Origin of the sequence: Frankia sp. AiPa1 (assembly GCF_023243075.1) — a bacterium.
Taxonomy (GTDB): Bacteria; Actinomycetota; Actinomycetes; order Frankiales; family Frankiaceae; genus Frankia.
Window position 1 is genome coordinate 56,726 of record NZ_JALKFZ020000179.1, and the last position, 18,208, is coordinate 74,933.

The following is an 18,208-nucleotide window of genomic DNA, read 5'->3' on the forward strand; positions in this document are numbered from 1 at the left end:
GACAGGACTTTCTGTCGTGGCTGGACACGCGGAGATCCCACGTCACGGCGGGCGCGTGGCGGGCTTTTCGATGCATATCGAGTTTCGCCTGTCCGACATCGTCCAGGGGGTACGCACGTTCTGCCAGTCAGGTTTTCGTCAGGTTGTCGGCGGCATTCTTGGTGCCGTGAACACGTCTACCCCAGCCATGACGGCGCCGGCCACCAGCCGGCCGATGCTCAACAAGGTCCCGGAGATAACCGCCTACTTCTGGATAATCAAGGTCCTCTGCACGACGATAGGTGAGAGCGCGGCCGACTACCTCAACAGCACGCTGGGATTCGGGCTCGGCAACACGACGATCGTGATGTCCGTCCTGCTGGTCGCCTCGCTGGCGGCGCAGTTCCGACTTCGCCGCTACGTACCGGGCGTGTACTGGACCACGGTCGTCCTCATCAGCGTCGTCGGTACACTGATCACCGACAACCTGACCGACGGTCTGAGCGTCAGCCTCATCGTCAGCACGGTCGCGTTCTCGGCGCTGCTCGCCCTGACGTTCGTCGGGTGGTACCGCGCCGAGCGCACTCTGTCGATCCACAGCATCGTGACGACGCGACGCGAGTCGTTCTACTGGCTCGTGGTGCTGTTCACCTTCGCGCTCGGCACCGCCGCGGGCGACCTGCTGATCGACCGGCTCGGACTGAGCCTGCGCACCGCAGTCATGATCTTCGCAGCCTCGATAGCGGTCATCTACGCGGTACACCGGTGGATGGGACTGGGCCCGATCCTGTCGTTCTGGATCGCCTACGTGCTCACCCGCCCGCTGGGCGGCTCGACGGGCGACTACCTCAGCGCAGCCACGGACGAGGGCGGCGCGGGGCTGGGCACCCTGGCCACCAGCCTGTTGTTCCTCGCCGCCATCGTGGCCACCGTCGTATACCTGACCGTGACGAGGAAGGACCGTACCGAACTCGTCCATCCCGGTTCACCCAGCACAGCGCCTGGCAATGCAGGCGACGCGTTCTCCGCAGCGGAGACGGCCGCCGAGTGAGACCCGGACGGATCCGCCGCCTTCGAGAGCTAGCCGGCGCTCCGGCCGAGAGATCGACGCCCTTGTCCATCCGTACTCATCCGTGGTCGTCTTGTCGGACACGGACCCGTGTCAGGCAGCGGGCAGCACGGGGAAGGTGACGATCACGCGGCTGCGTGGCGCCGGGACGACGAGAACGTCGCCGCCGGCAAGCCGGGCCAGCCGGCGCGCGAGCGGCAGACCGAGGCCGGAGCCGTCGCCGGTCACGCCGGTCACGCCCCGGTACCCAGGTTCGAACACCGCGTCCACCTCGTTGGGCGCGAACCCAGGGCCGTCATCCGTGACAGTCACCCGAGCGGCATTGGCCCGGCCCGTCGCGGGGCCGACCTCGTCGATGTGGAGGGCGACGGTTGACCGGGCGTATCGAAGGGCGTTGTCGACGATTGGCGCCAGGATTCGTTCGGCCAGGTCCGGGTCGCACAGCGCCGGCCGGACGACACCGTGGGCGCTCGTCCGGATCCGAGGGAACGCCGCGTTGGCGCTTCCCGCCAGCCGCGTGGCTACCTCGGTGAGGTCCGTATGGCCCGTCGTCGCGGTGCCGCCGTGCGCCTTCAGCAGGGTTTCGGCGATGCGGTTGATCTGGTCGACCTCACCGATGACCCCCTCGAGGGTCGCCCGCAGAAGTTCGGGCCGGGCGTCGTATCGGGCGCTCGCCTCGGCGCTGGCTCGCATCCGGGCCAACGGGGCCTTGAGCTCGTGCGCGATCTGTGAGGTGAGCAGAGTCTCATGCCGCAGGCTCGCCGCGAGCCGGGTGAGCAGGCCGTCCAGTGTTGCGGCGAGGCCTGTGATCTCGTCCCGCGGCGGCCCCAGCCCGAACCGCTGGTCCGGGTCATGGGCGCCCCAGTCACGGGCACGCGCCGTCATCTCGGCGACGGGGTGAAGCGCCGAGCCGACCACCCTGCGCACCAGGATGGCCGCGCCGGCCAGGATCACGACGTCGAGCGCGACCGCCGCGCCGACGGCCAGCCGCTCGCTGTGGGCGTATGGTGCGAGGCTGAGCGCCACCACTACCGTGCCGACGTGTCGTGAGCCGTCGAGTACCGGCGACGAGCGTAGCTCGACCTGGCCCACCATCCGGGTAGCCGGCCCGGACGACGCGAGCGCGGCCGCCGCCGAGTCCAGAGAACGTGCCGCGGGTGGGCGCACCACTGACGAGGACTCCAGGTCGAAAAGCCACATCCCCGGTTCGATCGCCTCGTCGCCCGGAGTCTCCTCGAGTACCAGGTGGCCGGAGTCGACCGCGACGAGCGCCGCGGCTGACCGGGCGTGCGACGCCAGTAGGGCGTCGGCGTCGTGGCGCAGCCAGCCGTGCAGCAGCAACCAGAAGGCGACGGTGAGCAGCGTGACCGAGATGGCTACGACCGCGATCGTGAGCCGCACCAGCCGCCGGCGCATCAGTCGAGCCGGTAACCGATGCCTCGCACCGTCGCGATCGACTCACGACCGCTGACGTCACGCAGCGCGCGCCGCAGCCGCGCCACGTAGCTGTCGAGAGTGTTCTCCCGCACCACCGAGCCCGGCGGCCACGCGCTCGAGATCAACGATGCCCGCCGCACCACCTCACCGCGCCGGCTGACCAGCGCTGCCAGCAGCCGGTACTCGGTCCGCGACAGTGAGCGCGCGCCCTCCGGTCCGGCGACGACGTGCCGTACCGGATCGAGGACGATCCCGGTCGCGGCGATGCCGGGCGCCCGGCGGATCAGTACGTCCAGGCGGGCGAGCAGCTCGTCGATCGCGAACGGCTTGGTCAGATAATCGTCGGCGCCGGCGCCGAATCCGAGCACCTTATCGGCGACCGAGGCTCTCGCGGACAGCAGCAACACCGGCGCCGTGATGCCACGGCTACGCAATGCTCCCAGCAGGTCTCGTCCGTCGGTGTCGGGGAGCGCTACGTCGAGGACAATCGCGTCGGGTGAAGCGGAACCGCCCGCGCGCCGCAAGGCATCGCCTCCCGTCGCCGCGGACCAGGCCACGTCGAACCCTTCGAGGCGCAGGACCCGGACGATCGTCGCGCACAGCACCTCATCGTCATCGACGACCGCAACGGTCCCGCGCATCAGCCTGGCAACGTTCCGAGCAGCCTCACGCCAAACGGAGGCGCGGACAGGCCGAACCGAGCGCAGGTGACCTCATCCACCACGATCGCCTCCGCCTGTTGCGAGGTCGGAACTACTACAAGCTACTACCTCGGATGGTCCCCTCCCGCGTACGGTCCACGCCGTCCCGGGAGAGGCGACGCCTGCTCCCGGGACGATCACCTCCCGGTCCGCCGGGCGGAGCTCAGGGTCCGGCGGGCGGACGCGGATCCTGCTGGGAGAGGCGCATCGAGCAGAAGTGGGGGCCGCACATGGAACAGAAGTGCGCGGACTTCGCTGCCGGGGCGGGCAGCGTCTCGTCGTGGTAGGCGCGGGCGGTCTCGGGATCGAGGGCGAGGTGGAACTGGTCGGCCCAGCGGAACGCGAACCGGGCGTCGGACAGGGCGTCGTCCCAGGCCTGGGCGCCGGGATGGCCCTTCGCGACGTCCGCGGCGTGCGCTGCGATCTTGTAGGCGATGACGCCGGCTTTGACGTCGTCCCGGTTGGGCAGGCCGAGGTGTTCCTTCGGGGTGACGTAGCAGAGCATCGCCGTGCCGTGCCAGCCGATCACCGCGGCGCCGATCGCCGAGGTGATGTGGTCATAGCCGGGCGCGATGTCGGTGGTCAGCGGGCCGAGGGTGTAGAACGGCGCGTCGTGGCAGAGTTCGCGCTGCAGGCGAACGTTCTCCTCGACCAGGTGCAACGGGACGTGCCCCGGCCCCTCGATCATCACCTGGACGTCGTGCCGCCACGCGATGCGGGTCAGCTCACCGAGGGTGGCGAGCTCGGCGAGCTGGGCCTCGTCGTTCGCGTCTGAGACGGAGCCCGGCCGCAGCCCGTCGCCGAGGGAGAACGTCACGTCGTAGGCCGCGAGAATCTCGCAGAGGTCCTCGAAATGTGTGTACAGGAAGTTTTCCTGCCCGTGGGCCCGGCACCAGGTGGCGAGAATGGCGCCGCCACGGGAGACGATTCCGGTCCGCCGCCGCGTGGTCAGCGGAATATACCGTGCCAGCACACCGGCGTGCACAGTCATGTAGTCGACACCCTGTTCGCACTGGCGGATGACGGCATCCCGATAGGCCGCCCAGGTGAGTTCTTCGGGGCGACCGCCAACCTGTTCCAGCGCCTCGTAGATCGGTACTGTGCCGATGGGTACCGGGGAGTTGCGCAGAATCCACTCCCGCGTGCGGTGGATGTCGGCGCCGGTCGACAGGTCCATGACGGTGTCAGCGCCCCAGCGAGTCGCCCACACCATTTTCTCCACCTCCTCGGCCATGGACGAGGTCACCGCCGAATTTCCCAGATTGGCGTTGATCTTCACCAGGAACGCGCGGCCGATCGCCATCGGTTCGGATTCCGGGTGGTTGACGTTCGCGGGCAGCACCGCGCGTCCGGCGGCGATCTCCGCCCGAACCGTCTCGGCCGGCAGACCCTCCCGGAGGCCGACGAACTCCATCTCTCGCGTGATCTCCCCACGCCGCGCATAGGCGCGCTGGGTGAGCGCCCCGCGACTCGGCGCCCGCGCACCTCGGCGCACGCCGCCCCGTGCCTGGTCGGTCTCGGCGTCAGCCCGCGCGTCGATCCAGGTCGCCCGCACCGCCGGCAGCCCACGGTTGACGTCGATCTCCACCTCGGGGTCCGTGTACGGACCCGAGGTGTCGTAGAGCACGAGGCTGTCGCCGGTACTGAGCACGACCTCACGCATCGGAACCCGCACCTGGGCGTCGGCGCCGAGCAGCCACGTCCGGCGACTACCGGGCAACGGCCCCGTAGTCGCGGCGGCCACCCGCGACGACGACGCCGACAACGACGACGACGACGCTGACAACGACGGCGAGAACACCCCGGAGTCATGTGGATCAGCGCAATCCGGGCCACCTGCATCAGGGAAAGAGGGTGATTCTCGAGAAGTAGCCACGGACAAAGGCAGCGAAACAAAACCTTCTTCGGACGGCGTCATGCCGAAACTCCCTACGCCGGCATTACCCGGACAGGTTCCTGCGGTCGACGGCCCTAGCCGCCCTCTCAGCCCCTGAGTGGAGCTCCCGCGATCTGCGATGTAGGGCCAGAATAAGCCAGCGGGGTTCCGCCTGTCCGCGAAAACTCCGATTCGATGCCGGAAAAGGGCTGTCACTGGCCCAGGTAGGTGACCTCGATGAGGTCGGGACGGGCGGCGAGCTCGGCAGCGGACGCGGTCAGTGCGACCCGCCCCCGGTCGAGCACATATCCACGGTCGGCGACCCGCAGCGCGAGCCCGGCGAACTGCTCGACCAGCAGCACCCCGGTGGACGTCTCGGCCGCGATGGCGCGCAGCAGCTCCAACAGCCGCGGTGCCACGCCGGGAGCGAGACCGAAGGACAGCTCGTCCACCAGCAGCAGCCGGGGCCGGCGCACCAGGGCGACAGCCAGCGCCAGTCGTTGCCGTTCGCCGCCGGACAACTCGCCCGCGGGCCGGTCCAGCAGCCCGGTCAGCGGCGGGAACCAGCCCAGCACGCGGTCGATCTCGCCCCGGTTGTGGCGCCCGGCGGCCATCCGCAGGTTCTCCCGGACGGTCAGCCGCCCCAGCGCCCCGCGTCCCTGTGGCACGACCGCGAGGCCACGGCGCGCCAGCGCACTCGACGCGGGCCGACGCACCCGCTCCCCCAGCAGGGTGAGCTGCCCGGAGCTGACCGGCAGCTGACCGGCAGCGGTGCGGATCAGTGTCGTCTTGCCGGCGCCGTTCGCCCCGAGTAATGCCACGATCTCCCCGGCCCGCACGGTCAGCGACACCTCGCGCAGTACCGGCCCCTCGTGATAGCCGCTGGTCACCCCCTCGAACACCAGCAGCTCGGCCGCGGCTTCCACCACCGAACCGGGTCGCCCGCCCGCGGGCGTTATCGCGTCCGGCTGCGGCCCCCCGCCCGACGACAGCACCGCCCCGGCCGGCGACGGCGGGTCAGCCAGTGCGGACGGGCTGCCCGTGAGGTCCGACGGACCGGCAGCGGAGGAACCGACGGAGGCCGACGGGTCGGCGACGGACGAGCCAGCGGGGGCAGACCGGGAACCAGGAGCGGACGGGGCACCGGGGAAGGAGGAGGCACCGGGGGCGGGCGGGGCATCGATCTCGCCGAGGTAGGCGGCCCGCACCGCGGGGTCGGCGCGGACGGCCTCCGGACGGCCGTCGGCGACGATCCGGCCACCGTCCAGGACGAGCACGTGATCGCAGACGTCGAAGACGAGCTGGAGGTCATGGTCGACGAGCAGGACGGCGACGCCGTCCCCGGCGATCCGGCGGATGCGGTCGGCGAGCTTGTGGCGGTCAGCCGGGTCGAGCCCGGCGGCCGGTTCGTCGAGCAGCAGGACGCCGGGGCGACCGGCCAGTGCCCGGCCCAGGGCGACGGACGCCCGTTCATCATGGGTCAGCGTCGACGGGAGCAGCCCGGCGATCGCCTCCAGCCCGAACTCCCCCGTCCGCGACCCGTCCATGCGCACAGTGGCGGGACGCGCATCCTCGTCGTGCGCTGCACCGGGGTGCGCAACGCCGGCACCGGCAGTGGCGACGACAGCGAGATTCTCCTCGACGTCGAGGCTGTCGAACAGCTCCAGGGCCTGGAAGGTGCGGGCGAGGCCGTGACGGGCCCGGGCGTGGGCCGGCAGGCCGATCAGAGACACGCCGTCCACCATCACCTCGCCGGAGAAGATCGCCGCGAAGCCGGTGAGGGCGTCGATCAGCGTCGTCTTCCCCGCGCCGTTCGGGCCGATCAGGCCGATGACGCTGCCCGCGGGCAGGGTGAACGCGACGTCCTCGACGATGCGGGTATCACCCTGCCCGGCCGAAAGCCCCGCCACGGCAAGTCGCGTGGCGCCCGGCGGGGCAGCGTTCGGCTGGACGTTCATGCGGCACCTCCGGTGCGTCCAGCGCGGTGGGTGCCGACGGGACGGTCAGGCCTGGCGGCGAGGCGCGGGCCGTCCGGGCGGCGCGGGCGGGACAGGCGGGACGGGCGCGCGCCGTCCCGACGGCTGCTGTTGCTGCTGCTGCTGGGAAGCCAGCCGAACACCGGCAGCCAGCTGGGCACGGCGGCCAACCGCGCCCCCACGGCCACGGCGCGGCCGGACGGATCACCGCCGTCCGGTGGCGCCGTATCGCCGCGGAAGGTCCGCGCGGGCCGGTGCACGAGCCCGGCGGGACGCAGCACGGCGAGCACGACGACGGCGAGCCCGCACAGCACCTGCTGGTACTCGCCGAGCCCGAAGGCCCGGTCGAGCGCGGTGAACAGCAGACCGTTCGGAGCGAGCAGGCCCGCGGCAACCGCTCCGCCGACGCTGGTCACCCCACCGACGGCGGCGATGGCGAGGAACAACAGCGAGGCCGTCACCCCGAACGAGTCGAACGAGAGGCGCCCCTGGCCGTAGCCGATGAGGCAGCCGCCGAGGCCGGCCAGGGCGGCCGACAGGGTGAAGGCGATGATCTTCGTGCGGCGCACGTCGATGCCGGCGGCGGACGCGGCCCGCTCGTTGGCCCGCACCGCGAGCATCTCGCGGCCGAGCCGGGCGGTGCGCAGCCGGGCCACCCCGTAGCCACACGCGGCGAGGACCGCGAGCGAGAGCAGACCGTAGCGGGCGCGGGGAAAGCCGGGGCCGGCGAGGCCGAGGTCCAGGCCGAACAGCTTCGGGTTCGGCACCAGGGAACCCTTGAGGCCGCCGGTGACCAGCGGATTGCCGAACACCGCCTGCTGGATGGCGACCCCGGCGACCAGGGTGATGAGCGCGAGGTCGACCCCGCGCAGCCGCCGGGAGACCACGCCGAGGAACAGCCCGGCGACGGCGGCGGCGAACGTGGCGATGATCGGCGCGATCGGGAAGGGGATACCAAGCTCGCCCTCCAGGCGGGCCAGCAGGAAACCGGCGACCCCGGCCAGCGTCATCTGCGCCAGGGACAGCTGACCGACATACCCGGTGAGCACCACGAACGACAGGCACACGACCGCCGCGGCCAGGCTGCGTTCGAGGCCGAGCCGGTAGGCACCGCTCAGCGCGAACAGGGCGACGACCCCGACCGCGACGCCGACGACGAGCCCGCCGAGCGGGCGCCGCGACGGCATGACGACGGGCAGCGGTGCGGACACCAGGGTGCCGGCCGAGCGGCCCGGGATCAGCGTGCCGCGCCGCCCGGCGACCACCAGGACGAGGATCATCGGGATGAGATCGCGCATGCCGGGCTGGTTGAGCCAGGTCGCGTCCTGCTGCAGGGGCAGCAGCACCGACTGCGCCACGCCGATGGCGAGCGCGCCGACGACGGTCAGCCAGAACGACGACAGTCCGCCGAGCAGCGCCGCGGCCAGCGCCGGGACGACGAGCAGGGAGTAGCTGGTCGGGTTCAGCGAGCTGATCGGAGCGACGAGGATGCCGGCGAGCGCGGCGAGCACCGCGCCGAGCATCCAGTTCACCGCGGCGATCCAGCCGGGGCGCCGGCCGAGCAGGGCGGTGGTCTCCTCGTCGTCGGCGACGGCCCGGGTGGCCAGGCCGAACATCGTCCAGCGCGACACCGCCCACAGGCCGATCGCGGCCACGACGACGATCCCGGCGAGCACCAGCCGGTCGCTGGACACGGTGGCGCCGAACACGTGCAGCGGATGCTGTGGCAGCACCGGGGTGAGGAACCGGTTGTCGGTGCCGAACTGGATGACGGCGACCGACTGCAGGGCGATGGTCAACCCGACCGCGGCGACGACCGTCATCATCGGCTGGGCGCGGCGCAGCGGCCGGAAAACGAGAACGTATACCGCGAGCGAGAGCAGCGCGGCCATGACAAGGGAAACCGTCAGCGCAAGGCCAAACGTCGGCGTGTCGGTCAGATGAATTCGTGGTGGCAATCCGACGACTGGTAGAACAAGGTCGCCGACTTCGCGAAGCTCGGCGTACTGATAGGTCGCGTACATGGCGAGGGCGCCATGCGCGATGTTGATGACACCGGACGCCCGGTAGGTGAGTACCAGCCCCAGGCCGAGCGCCGCGTACACCGCGCCAGGTCCCAGGCCCAGCAGCAGGGCGGCTAGATAGGTGTCCACGGGGCTCCCGAGCTGGCGGACGGCGTCCCGGTCGACCGGCGGAGGCGCGGACGACGCGGCGGTGGGGCGGTGGGGCGGTGCGTGCGTGCGTGCTCATCGCATCATGTCCGTCCCGCCGGGTCGGCGCGCTCCCGCCCCGATTCCAGGTGACTGGGAGTGTAACTTGACCGCCCGTGAGACAAGCTTCCCGCGCCCTGTTCGCGTTCTCCGTCGCCCTTTCCGTCGCCGTGGCCGGTGCCGGATGCACGAGCCAGCGTGGTGGCTCATCCGGCGGCGCAACCTCCAGCGCTTCGGCCAGCCATCTGACCGGGACGCCGATCACTCTCGGTTTCGTCACCGTCGAGAACTCCGCGCTCGGCTCCTACCCGGAGACCCGCCGGGCGGCGCAGGCCGCCGTGGACCGGGCGAACTCCGCGCTCGACGGGGTCGGCGGCCATCCGCTGAAGCTCGTCACCTGTGCCACCGACGGCTCGCCGGAATCGTCGCAGAACTGTGCCAACACGCTCGTCGCGGCCAAGCCCGTGGCCGTCGTCGGCGGCATCGACTTCGGTACCCAGGCGGCTATGCCCATCTACGAGTCGGCCCACATCCCCTACGTCACCGGATCGCCGCAGTTGTCCGGTGAGCTGGATTCGAAGAACGCGTTCGCCCTTTCCGGCGGATCGGTGGCGGAACTGCTCGGCATCACCGAGTACCTGACGTCGACCAAGCACATCCGCAGCGCCCATGCCCTGTATGTCGACCTGCCCGGCCTGCTGACCGCGGCCATCCAGGGCTCACAGAATATTCTGCGCAAGAAGGGTGTCACCGACGTCAAGCTCATTGCCGAGAAGGCCGACGCCGCCGACTTCGCCCCCGCGGTGACCCAGGCCGCGGCCGGCAACCCGGATGCGATCATCGTGGTGTTCCAGGCGGCGGCCTGCGCCCGGATCGCCCAGGCGGCGGCCTCACTGAACGTGCGCAGCGACATCTACTTCGTCGGTGCCTGTGCGACGCCGGCGGTCCCGCGGGCCGCGGCCGGCCACACGCAGAACCTGTACTTCGCCTCCAGCTACCTGCCGGTCACCACCAGTGGCGGTGACGCGGACGTGGCCGCCTTCCGCGCGGCCGTGCCGGAGAACGACCGCACCTCGGCCTCGCAGGGCGCGTTCTCCACGGTGCTGGATGTGCGGGCGCTGCTCGCGAAGACCCCCCAGTCGACCCCGGCGGCCCTGACCGCGACGTTGCGGGCGACCCAGAACGAGCCGAACGTCATGGCCCACCCGTACACCTGCGACGGCAAGCAGCTGAGCATCTTCCCGGCCGTGTGCAACTCCGCGGTACGGCTGCTGCACTGGCAGGGCAGCTCCTTCACCGACGTCACGGGCACCTGGCAGGACGGCCGCCAGCTCATCGGTCTGATCAACTGATCTGACGACCTGACGACCTGACGACCTGACCACCGGGCCGGCGGCCGTCTCCGTGTCGGCACGTCACCGCCGCCCGGCACCGTGCGCCATCCGCGCGACGGGCACCCCGCCCGCGGCCGCTGCCCCCCGCACCATCCGACCCGATGACCGACTCGGGCCGGATGGTGCGGGGGTGGCGGCTCAGATCTCGGCGACGGCCTGGGCGAACTGCGACTGGTACAGCCGTGCGTACGCGCCGTCGGCGTCGAGCAGGGTCTCGTGGTTGCCCTGCTCGACGATCGCGCCGTTCTCCATCACCAGGATGGTGTCGGCGTCCCGGATGGTGGACAGCCGGTGGGCGATGACGAACGCCGTGCGCCCGGCCCGCAGGGTCGACATCGCCTGCTGGATGAGCACCTCGGTGCGGGTGTCGACCGAGCTCGTCGCCTCGTCAAGGACGAGGATGAGCGGCTCGACGAGAAACGCTCGGGCGATCGTGATGAGCTGCTTCTCGCCGGCGCTGACCCCGGTCCCCTCGTCGTCGAGGACGGTGTCGTATCCGGCCGGCAGGGTGCGGACGAACCGGTCGACGTGCGCCGCCCTGGCGGCGGCGACGACCTGCTCACGGGTCGCCCCGGCGGCCCCGTAGGCGATGTTCTCGGCGATGGTGCCGCCGAACAGCCAGGTGTCCTGCAGCACCATGCCGATCTGCGCCCGCAGCTCGTCGCGGGACAGCGCGGCGATGTCGACGCCATCGAGCGTGATCCGCCCGGAGGACACCTCGTAGAAGCGCATCAGCAGGTTGATCAGCGTCGTCTTGCCGGCGCCGGTGGGCCCCACGATCGCGACGGTGTGCCCGGGCTCGGCGGCCAGCGAGAGATCCTCGATCAGCGGCTTGCCCGGCTTGTAGCGGAAGCTGACGTGCTCGAACGCCACCCGGCCCCGCGGCACCGGCATCACCGCCGGTTCGGCCGCGTCCGGGGACTGCTCCTCGACGTCGAGCAGGTCGAACACCCGCTCCGCGGAGGCCACCCCGGACTGAAGCAGGTTCGCCATGCTCGCGACCTGCGTCAGCGGCTGGCTGAACTGGCGGGAGTACTGGATGAACGCCTGCACGTCACCGATCGAGAGCGAGCCGGAGGCCACCCGCAGCCCGCCGATCACCGCCACCAGCACGTAGTTGATGTTCCCGATGAACATCATCGCCGGCTGCATGAGGCCGGACATCGACTGGGCCCGCCAGCTCGCCGCGTAGAGCTGCTCGTTGTACTCGCGGAAGATCTCGGCCGACTCCGCCTGACGGCCGAACGCGCGGACCAGCGTGTGCCCGGTGTACATCTCCTCGATGTGCGCGTTGAGCCGGCCGGTGAGCCGCCACTGGGCGACGAACTGCGGCTGGGCGAGTTTGCCGATCCGGGCCGCCAGGATCACCGACACCGGGACGGTCACCAGCGCGACGAGCGCCAGCACCCAGGAGATCCAGAACATCACCGAGAGCACGCCGACGATCGTCAGGACCGACACGACGAGCTGGGCCATGCTCTGCTGCAGCGTCTGCCCGAGGTTGTCGATGTCGTTGGTGACCCGGCTGAGCACCTCGCCGCGGGGCTGGTCGTCGAAATAGCGCACGGGCAGGCGGGCGAGCTTGTCCTGCACCTCGGTACGCAGATCACTGATCGCGCGCTGGAGGGCCCGGGCGATCAGCCGGGCCTGGAACACCCCGCACACCCCGGCGGCGGCGTAGATCAGAACGACGGCGAGCAGCACCCGGCCGATGGCGTCGAAGTCCATGCCGCCACCGGGTGTGACGTGCAGCGACGAGAGCAGATCAGCCTGCGTGCCATGACCCGTGGCCCGCAGCCGCGCGACGGCGTCGGCCTTCGACATGCCCGCCGGCACGTGCCGGCTGAACACACCGGCGAGCACCAGGTCGGTGGCATGCCCGAGCAGCCGCGGACCGGTGACGTTGAGCGCGACGTTCGCGACCGCGAGGAGCCCGGCGACGATCAGGAGCGAACGCTGCGGGCGCAGCCGGCGCAGCAGCCGCCGGGTGGAGCCGGCGAAGTCCGCCGACTTCTCCGCCACCCCGCCGGCGACGAACCGCGCCGGCCCGGGCGGCGGAAGGGGCACCCGGCGGGGGGCGGGGGCGGAGGGGTTCCCGCTCGCATCGCCGTTCCCGCTCATGCTGCCTCCTGTTCGGTGAGCTGCGACAGGACGATCTCGCGGTAGGTGGGGTTGTCCCCCATGAGCTCATGATGCGTGCCGACACCGACAATCTCGCCGGCCTCCAGCACGATGATCTGGTCGGCGTCGCGGATCGTCGCCACCCGCTGGGCGACGATGAGGACACAGGCCTGCGCCGTCTCCTGGGCGAGCGCGGCCCGCAGCCGGGCGTCCGTGGCGTAGTCGAGCGCGGAGAACGAGTCGTCGAACAGATAGATCTCGGGCCGGTGGACAAGCACCCGGGCGATGGCCAGGCGCTGGCGCTGCCCGCCGGAGACATTCGTGCCGCCCTGGGCGATGGAGCTGGCGAGCCCGTCCGGCATTGCCTCGACGAACTCCTTGGCCTGCGCGATCTCCAGGGCGCGCCAGAGCTCCTCGTCGGTGGCGTCTGGATTGCCGTAGCGCAGGTTCGACGCGATCGTCCCGGAGAACAGGTACGGCCGCTGCGGGACGATGCCGACGGTGCGGCTGAGCACCGCCGGGTCGAGCTCACGCACGTCCACCCCGTCGACGAGCACCGCGCCCTCGGTCGCCTCAGCGATCCGCGGGATCAGACCCACCAGGGTGGTCTTCCCACTTCCGGTGCTGCCGATGATCGCGGTCGTCCGACCGGGACCGGCCCGCAGGCTGACCTCCCGCAGCACCGGGACCTCCGCCCCCGGGTACCGGAAACCGACCCCGCGCAGCTCAAGCTGGCCGGTGGCATGCAGCTGACGCACCGGCGCGGTCGGCGCCCGCAGCGACGACTCCGTGTCCAGCACCTCGGAGATGCGTTCCGCGCACACCTCGGCCCGCGGAATCATCATGAACATGAACGTCGCCATCATCACCGCCATAAGGATCTGCATCAGGTAGGCGATGAAGGCGGTGAGTGCGCCGATCCGCATGTCGCCCGCGTCGATCCGGTGCGCCCCGAACCAGATCACCGCGACGCTGGAGAAGTTCACGACGGTGAACACCAGCGGGAACATCATCCCGAGCAGGTTGCCGAAGCGCAGCGAGACGTCGGTGAGATCGTCGTTGGCGGCCCCGAAACGGTCACGCTCGTGGCCGTCGCGCACGAACGCCCGGATGACCCGCAGCCCGGTGATCTGCTCACGCAGGATCCGGTTGACCGTGTCCAGCCGCTCCTGCATGCCCCGCCCGAGCGGCCGCATCCGCCACACGATCAGCCCGATCGCGACCACCAGCACGGGGACGATCGCCACCAGCAACAGAGACAGCGCCGCGTCCTGATTGATGGCGAGGATGATCCCACCGACGCACATGATCGGAGCGGACACCAACATCGTCGCGCCGAGCAGGACCAGCATCTGCACCTGCTGGACGTCGTTCGTCGCCCGGGTGATCAGCGAGGGAGCACCGAACCGGTTGACCTCGCGGGCGGAGAACGCCTGCACCTGGTCGAACACCGCGCCGCGCAGATCTCGCCCGACCGCCATCGACACCCGGGCACCGAACATCACAGCGGCGCCGGCGCAGATGACCTGCACGACACTGACGCCGAGCATGACCGCGCCGATCCGGAGGATGTAGCCGGTGTCACCGACGACAACACCGTGGTCGATAATGTCCGCGTTCAGGGTCGGCAGATAGAGCATGCCGAGGGTGGACACCAGCTGCAGGGCCACCAGGGCGGTGAGCCGCCAGCGGTAGCGGTCGAGGTACACCCGCAGAAGTCGAAGGAGCATGGAGGGTCCTCTCAGCTACTGAACTGCTCGACTACATCGGCCACGCAACTTCTCAACCACGCGACTCCTCCGCCTCGTCACGTCCGCCTCGTCACGTCCGCCCGTCACGTCCGCCTCGTCACGTCCGCCCCGTCACACGACTCCACCCGACCATGCGGTCACCTGAACCAGGCGCGCAGCACAGACGACCATACGAGCACCGTGCTCGCGCCCACGTCGCACCGCACGCCCCATGCGGCCGCCCGGACCGGACGCGCGGTCGGCACGGCCGGACCGGACGCGCGGTCGGCATGGCCGGCGCGGCATGGCCGGCGCGGCACGGCGCCGCCGTGGACACGGCCATGGATCCTCCCCCACCACGCGTCACGCCGAGGACGAGGATCCACCGTTCGCGGGCAGGCCGATGGCCGGACAGGCCCGCGACCGGGGCTTTGCTCCGGACGCTTAGCGACCTTATGACCTCACCTGGACTTCAGGTCAAGAAGTTTTCGATCGACCTTCCGCCGACGTCACCACCTCGCGGTTGTGGTCATCGACGTGCCGTCGACGTGCCGCCACGAGAGACCGGGGAGTCCCGCACTCCGCGTCGACCGCGCGACCCACCACCCGGCGGCGCATGGACCGAACGATATGCGGCGCCCATCGTATCCACCCAACGAAAATCGACGAATGAGGTGCGCACCGAGCGCGCGTTTCCTGGAGAACAAATGGGACGATTTTGCTATGCCCGTAACCCCACGGCGTCACCGCGGACCAGGGTTCCCACCGCCCGCAGTCCGGGATCGCCCGCAGGAACCCTTACCCGCCACGCGGGCCGACCCCGATCAGCGACCGCGTTCCGACCGAGCTCGCTTTACGCTCCGCCCTCGACGCACCCCCCCACACGACCACGGTGCACCGTAACCCCACGAAATGCGGTGCGTGCGCGGCGATCGGCAATACCCCGCCCCGAACCCAACTCAAAAGTCAACGGCCGGCGCGACTGGCACTCGTGTGTGGTTAGACGCCCTCCTTGTGGCGCATGCAACCGATCCAACCCCGGACAGAACCGCTAGTCTCAGTACCGGCTGTACGGCAACGAACAGGCGGATCGGCGCGCCACTCGACCGTCAGGCGGCGATGCGGCCGTCGGACGGCGATGATCGGATGGCGGTGCGCTATGGCATGTCGCGGGGCAGCGGGGGCCGGCCGCCGGCTCCGGCTCGGGACGCACCACCACCACGATGATCGGACGGTATGGCGATGACTCTTTCCGGAGCCCGTCCTCGCGGCCCGAAAGCCGAGCTCGAGAACAAGAGTCAGCTCGCGCTTCTTCAACATCTCTACGAGCTCAACCAGCCTTATCGGGTCAGCTACGAGATGGTAGTCCGCAAAATTTGGGCGGACAGCGAGGACGCCCGGATCCGCCGTTCCCGCGCCCGGGATCTCAGCCGTCAGTTCCGTGGGGACAAGCAGATCGACTGGTCTGTCATCGAGAACTACGTCGAGCTGCTCTACCCGGACGACCACGATCAGCGTTGCGCGCAGCTCGACCGCTGCCGCCCGCTGCACGTCGAGGCGTTCGGCCTCGACCCGGCGGACGACAGCGGCGCCTCGGCCCCGGCGCCCAGCCCCGAGTACGTGGCCGAACTTGAAGGGCAGCTGGCCGAAGCACGTATGCGCGCGTCCTTCGCCACCGCGCTCCTGGTAATCGTCCGCGCGGAGAACGCGGCGCTGCGTGGTAGGACCGCGTCGTTCGGCTGGTTCGCCCCCCGCCACCCGGTTGTCGAGCGCACCTCCGGCGCTCGCGACTCCAGCGAGCGCACCTTCACTGGTCGCAGCTCCACCGGTCGCGATTCAGCCGGTCGCGATTCAGCCGGTCGCGATTCAGCCGGTCGCGATTCGGCCGGTCGGGGCCCCGTCGACCCGGCGACCGCGCCAATCCCCCGTTCCCCGTCCCCGCGCAGCTCTCCGCTTCACCGCCGCGCCGGCCGGCCGTTCGCCCCGCGACCCGACCTCCCCGCGGAGCCGCCCGCCCCGAGGTCTCCCGGCTCGCTGGGCTGGTCGCGCCCCGCTCCCCGACCCGCGGGCGCGACCCCTCGGCCCTACCCGTCAGCCACCTATCCCACGCCGCTGCGCTCGGCAGCCGCCTACACGAGGGCCTCCTTTCCGGTCGGCGCTCATGCACCCGCCGCCCACCCGGCGACTCACGTGCCCGCGTCGGCCACCGGTCCCGACGGCAGCGCATCTCGTTCCGACGCCGGTCCGGGTTCCAGCGCCGGCCACTTTCTCACTGCCGCCGTGGCGGCCACCTCGGCCGCCGCGTCGAAGCCCGCCACGACCTCCGGAAGATCCGCGCACACCGCACCTGACGGCGCGACGTCCGCCGGCACCAGGTCGGCCAGAACCAGGCCCGCCAGCGCCACACCCGCCGACGCCACACCTGCCCGGATGACACCCCACACCGCTTCGTCCCAGCCGTTCGAGGCGTTCGAGGCGTCCCAGCCGTTCGAGGCGTTCGAGGCGAGCGGACGAGCCCGTCACGGCAGCTCCCCAGGCCCCGGTCACTCCACCTCCATCACAACGGTTGCCCGACCAGCGGGCAGTACATCGCCGAGCGGTCGACCGGCGGGCGACCGGTTCCTGAACGGCGAGCCGGACATTCTCGCCGCAGGTCCAGCCCGCCGCCGGGGCCGCTGACCTTTCGGCCTCCCCTCGATCGCACCGACGAGAACGCGGGCACAGTTCTGCACTGCCGGGGAGCGCCCTGAGCGACACGGCGCCCCCGGCACAAGATGTCCGCAGCACGACCGGTGCCGGCCAGGAGACCCACCGCGGAACCAGCCTGGGCAGATCACGGCATTTTCGTCCTCAACAGCGGCTATTTGCTGCATATCGCCCGACCACTGCGTTTCCCCCAGAGAGAGGCCCGATACGGGAGGAGCCTGGAAAAGCGAGGTATCCGCGCGATGGCCTGGATGAATACTCGAGGCGCGCATCACCGGGGAGCGACCCACGTAGCCTTACCCGATGCGAGCATCCGATAAAACCGGCGCGGTATGGCCAACGCCACTGTGGCCCAGGTTGGCACCGCAGGGCCAACGGATGCTTGGCGGCGCAGATAACGGGCATCCCGGCCAGATCCGCCCGGCCCGCCGCCGGGCGACGCCGCAGACGGGAGGCCCGCAGCATGGACCAGCAGACGTTCGTCAAGCTGCTCAACGACGACCTCAGCTCGGAGTACCAGTCGATCATCCAGTACATCCAGCACGGCGCGACCATCACCGGTCCGCAGTTCCTGGCCGTCGGCGAGGAGATCAAGCGGCACCTGCCCCAGGAGCTCAACCACGCGAAGATCCTCGCGGAACAGGTCTCCTTCCTCGGTGGCACGCCGACCGCCGAGGTGTCCTCGATCCAACCCGTCACCGGGCCCGAGGAGGCGTTGCGCACCGACCTGCAGCTGGAGTCCGAGCAGCTCGACCGCTACCGCGAGCGGGTCGTGCAGGCGCACGAACTCGGCTTGGCCGACGTCGCCGAGGCGCTGAGGCCCCTGCTGGAGCAGACCCAGGAGCACGTCCGCGACCTGCAGACCGCCCTCGGACGCTGACGGGCACCGCTGCGGGGGGGGGGGGGGGGGGGGGGGCGCCCCGCCCCCCCCCCCCCCCCCCCCCCGCGGGGGGGGTTTTTAAAAAATTTCACTAGCCCCCTCACACCCCAATTGTTTTTTTATCGGGTG

10 protein-coding genes, 1 pseudogene and 1 riboswitch are annotated in these 18,208 nt (G+C 70.6%); of the genes and pseudogenes, 4 read left to right on the top strand and 7 right to left on the bottom strand.

The window, feature by feature from the left end; genetic code table 11:
- The first annotated feature begins 70 nt into the window (after window positions 1–70).
- Complete coding sequence (locus tag MXD95_RS23410; RefSeq protein ID WP_250642860.1) at window positions 71–1,030, top strand: COG4705 family protein; 960 nt, start codon at window positions 71–73, stop codon at window positions 1,028–1,030.
- Window positions 1,031–1,141: 111 nt separating this feature from the next.
- Here MXD95_RS23410 and MXD95_RS23415 read toward each other — a convergent pair whose 3' ends face one another.
- From MXD95_RS23415 to MXD95_RS23435, 5 genes and pseudogenes are all read right to left on the bottom strand, one after another.
- On the bottom strand, window positions 1,142–2,464 hold the full coding sequence (locus MXD95_RS23415; protein ID WP_250642861.1) for a sensor histidine kinase: 1,323 nt from the start codon (window positions 2,462–2,464) through the stop codon (window positions 1,142–1,144).
- On the bottom strand, window positions 2,464–3,126 hold the full coding sequence (locus tag MXD95_RS23420) for a response regulator transcription factor (protein ID WP_250642862.1): 663 nt from the start codon (window positions 3,124–3,126) through the stop codon (window positions 2,464–2,466). Before MXD95_RS23420 ends, MXD95_RS23415 begins: the two co-directional genes overlap by 1 nt.
- A 253-nt stretch (window positions 3,127–3,379) precedes the next feature.
- Window positions 3,380–4,951, bottom strand: a pseudogene (gene thiC, locus MXD95_RS23425) (phosphomethylpyrimidine synthase ThiC); the annotation flags it as partial.
- A gap of 144 nt (window positions 4,952–5,095) precedes the next feature.
- Window positions 5,096–5,203: riboswitch (TPP riboswitch) on the bottom strand.
- Between the two features lie 71 nt (window positions 5,204–5,274).
- A complete protein-coding gene (locus MXD95_RS23430) occupies window positions 5,275–7,020 on the bottom strand; it encodes an ATP-binding cassette domain-containing protein (RefSeq protein WP_250642863.1) in 1,746 nt (581 codons plus the stop codon).
- The gene (locus MXD95_RS23435) at window positions 7,017–9,191 is read right to left on the bottom strand and encodes an ABC transporter permease (RefSeq protein ID WP_250642864.1); all 2,175 of its coding nucleotides are present in this window, start codon (window positions 9,189–9,191) and stop codon (window positions 7,017–7,019) included. Before MXD95_RS23435 ends, MXD95_RS23430 begins: the two co-directional genes overlap by 4 nt.
- A 173-nt stretch (window positions 9,192–9,364) precedes the next feature.
- On the opposite strand from MXD95_RS23435, the gene MXD95_RS23440 reads away from it, so the two are divergent.
- Entirely contained in the window at window positions 9,365–10,600 is a 1,236-nt protein-coding gene (locus MXD95_RS23440; RefSeq protein WP_250642865.1) for an ABC transporter substrate-binding protein, read from the top strand.
- A gap of 180 nt (window positions 10,601–10,780) precedes the next feature.
- On the opposite strand, the gene MXD95_RS23445 is transcribed toward MXD95_RS23440, so the two are convergent.
- Both MXD95_RS23445 and MXD95_RS23450 read right to left on the bottom strand, forming a co-directional pair.
- Window positions 10,781–12,763 (bottom strand): ABC transporter ATP-binding protein, encoded by a 1,983-nt coding sequence (locus MXD95_RS23445; protein WP_250642866.1) that lies wholly within the window; start codon window positions 12,761–12,763, stop codon window positions 10,781–10,783.
- Window positions 12,760–14,493, bottom strand: coding sequence for an ABC transporter ATP-binding protein (locus MXD95_RS23450; protein ID WP_250642867.1), 1,734 nt, complete (start codon window positions 14,491–14,493; stop codon window positions 12,760–12,762). The genes MXD95_RS23445 and MXD95_RS23450 overlap by 4 nt, the downstream gene beginning before the upstream one ends.
- 1,739 nt (window positions 14,494–16,232) lie before the next feature.
- On the opposite strand from MXD95_RS23450, the gene MXD95_RS29390 reads away from it, so the two are divergent.
- Window positions 16,233–16,844 (top strand): pentapeptide repeat-containing protein, encoded by a 612-nt coding sequence (locus MXD95_RS29390; protein ID WP_374122121.1) that lies wholly within the window; start codon window positions 16,233–16,235, stop codon window positions 16,842–16,844.
- 818 nt (window positions 16,845–17,662) lie between these two features.
- Window positions 17,663–18,079, top strand: a complete 417-nt coding sequence (locus MXD95_RS23460) for a ferritin-like domain-containing protein (protein ID WP_250642869.1) — start codon at window positions 17,663–17,665, stop codon at window positions 18,077–18,079.
- Window positions 18,080–18,208 lie beyond the last annotated feature (129 nt).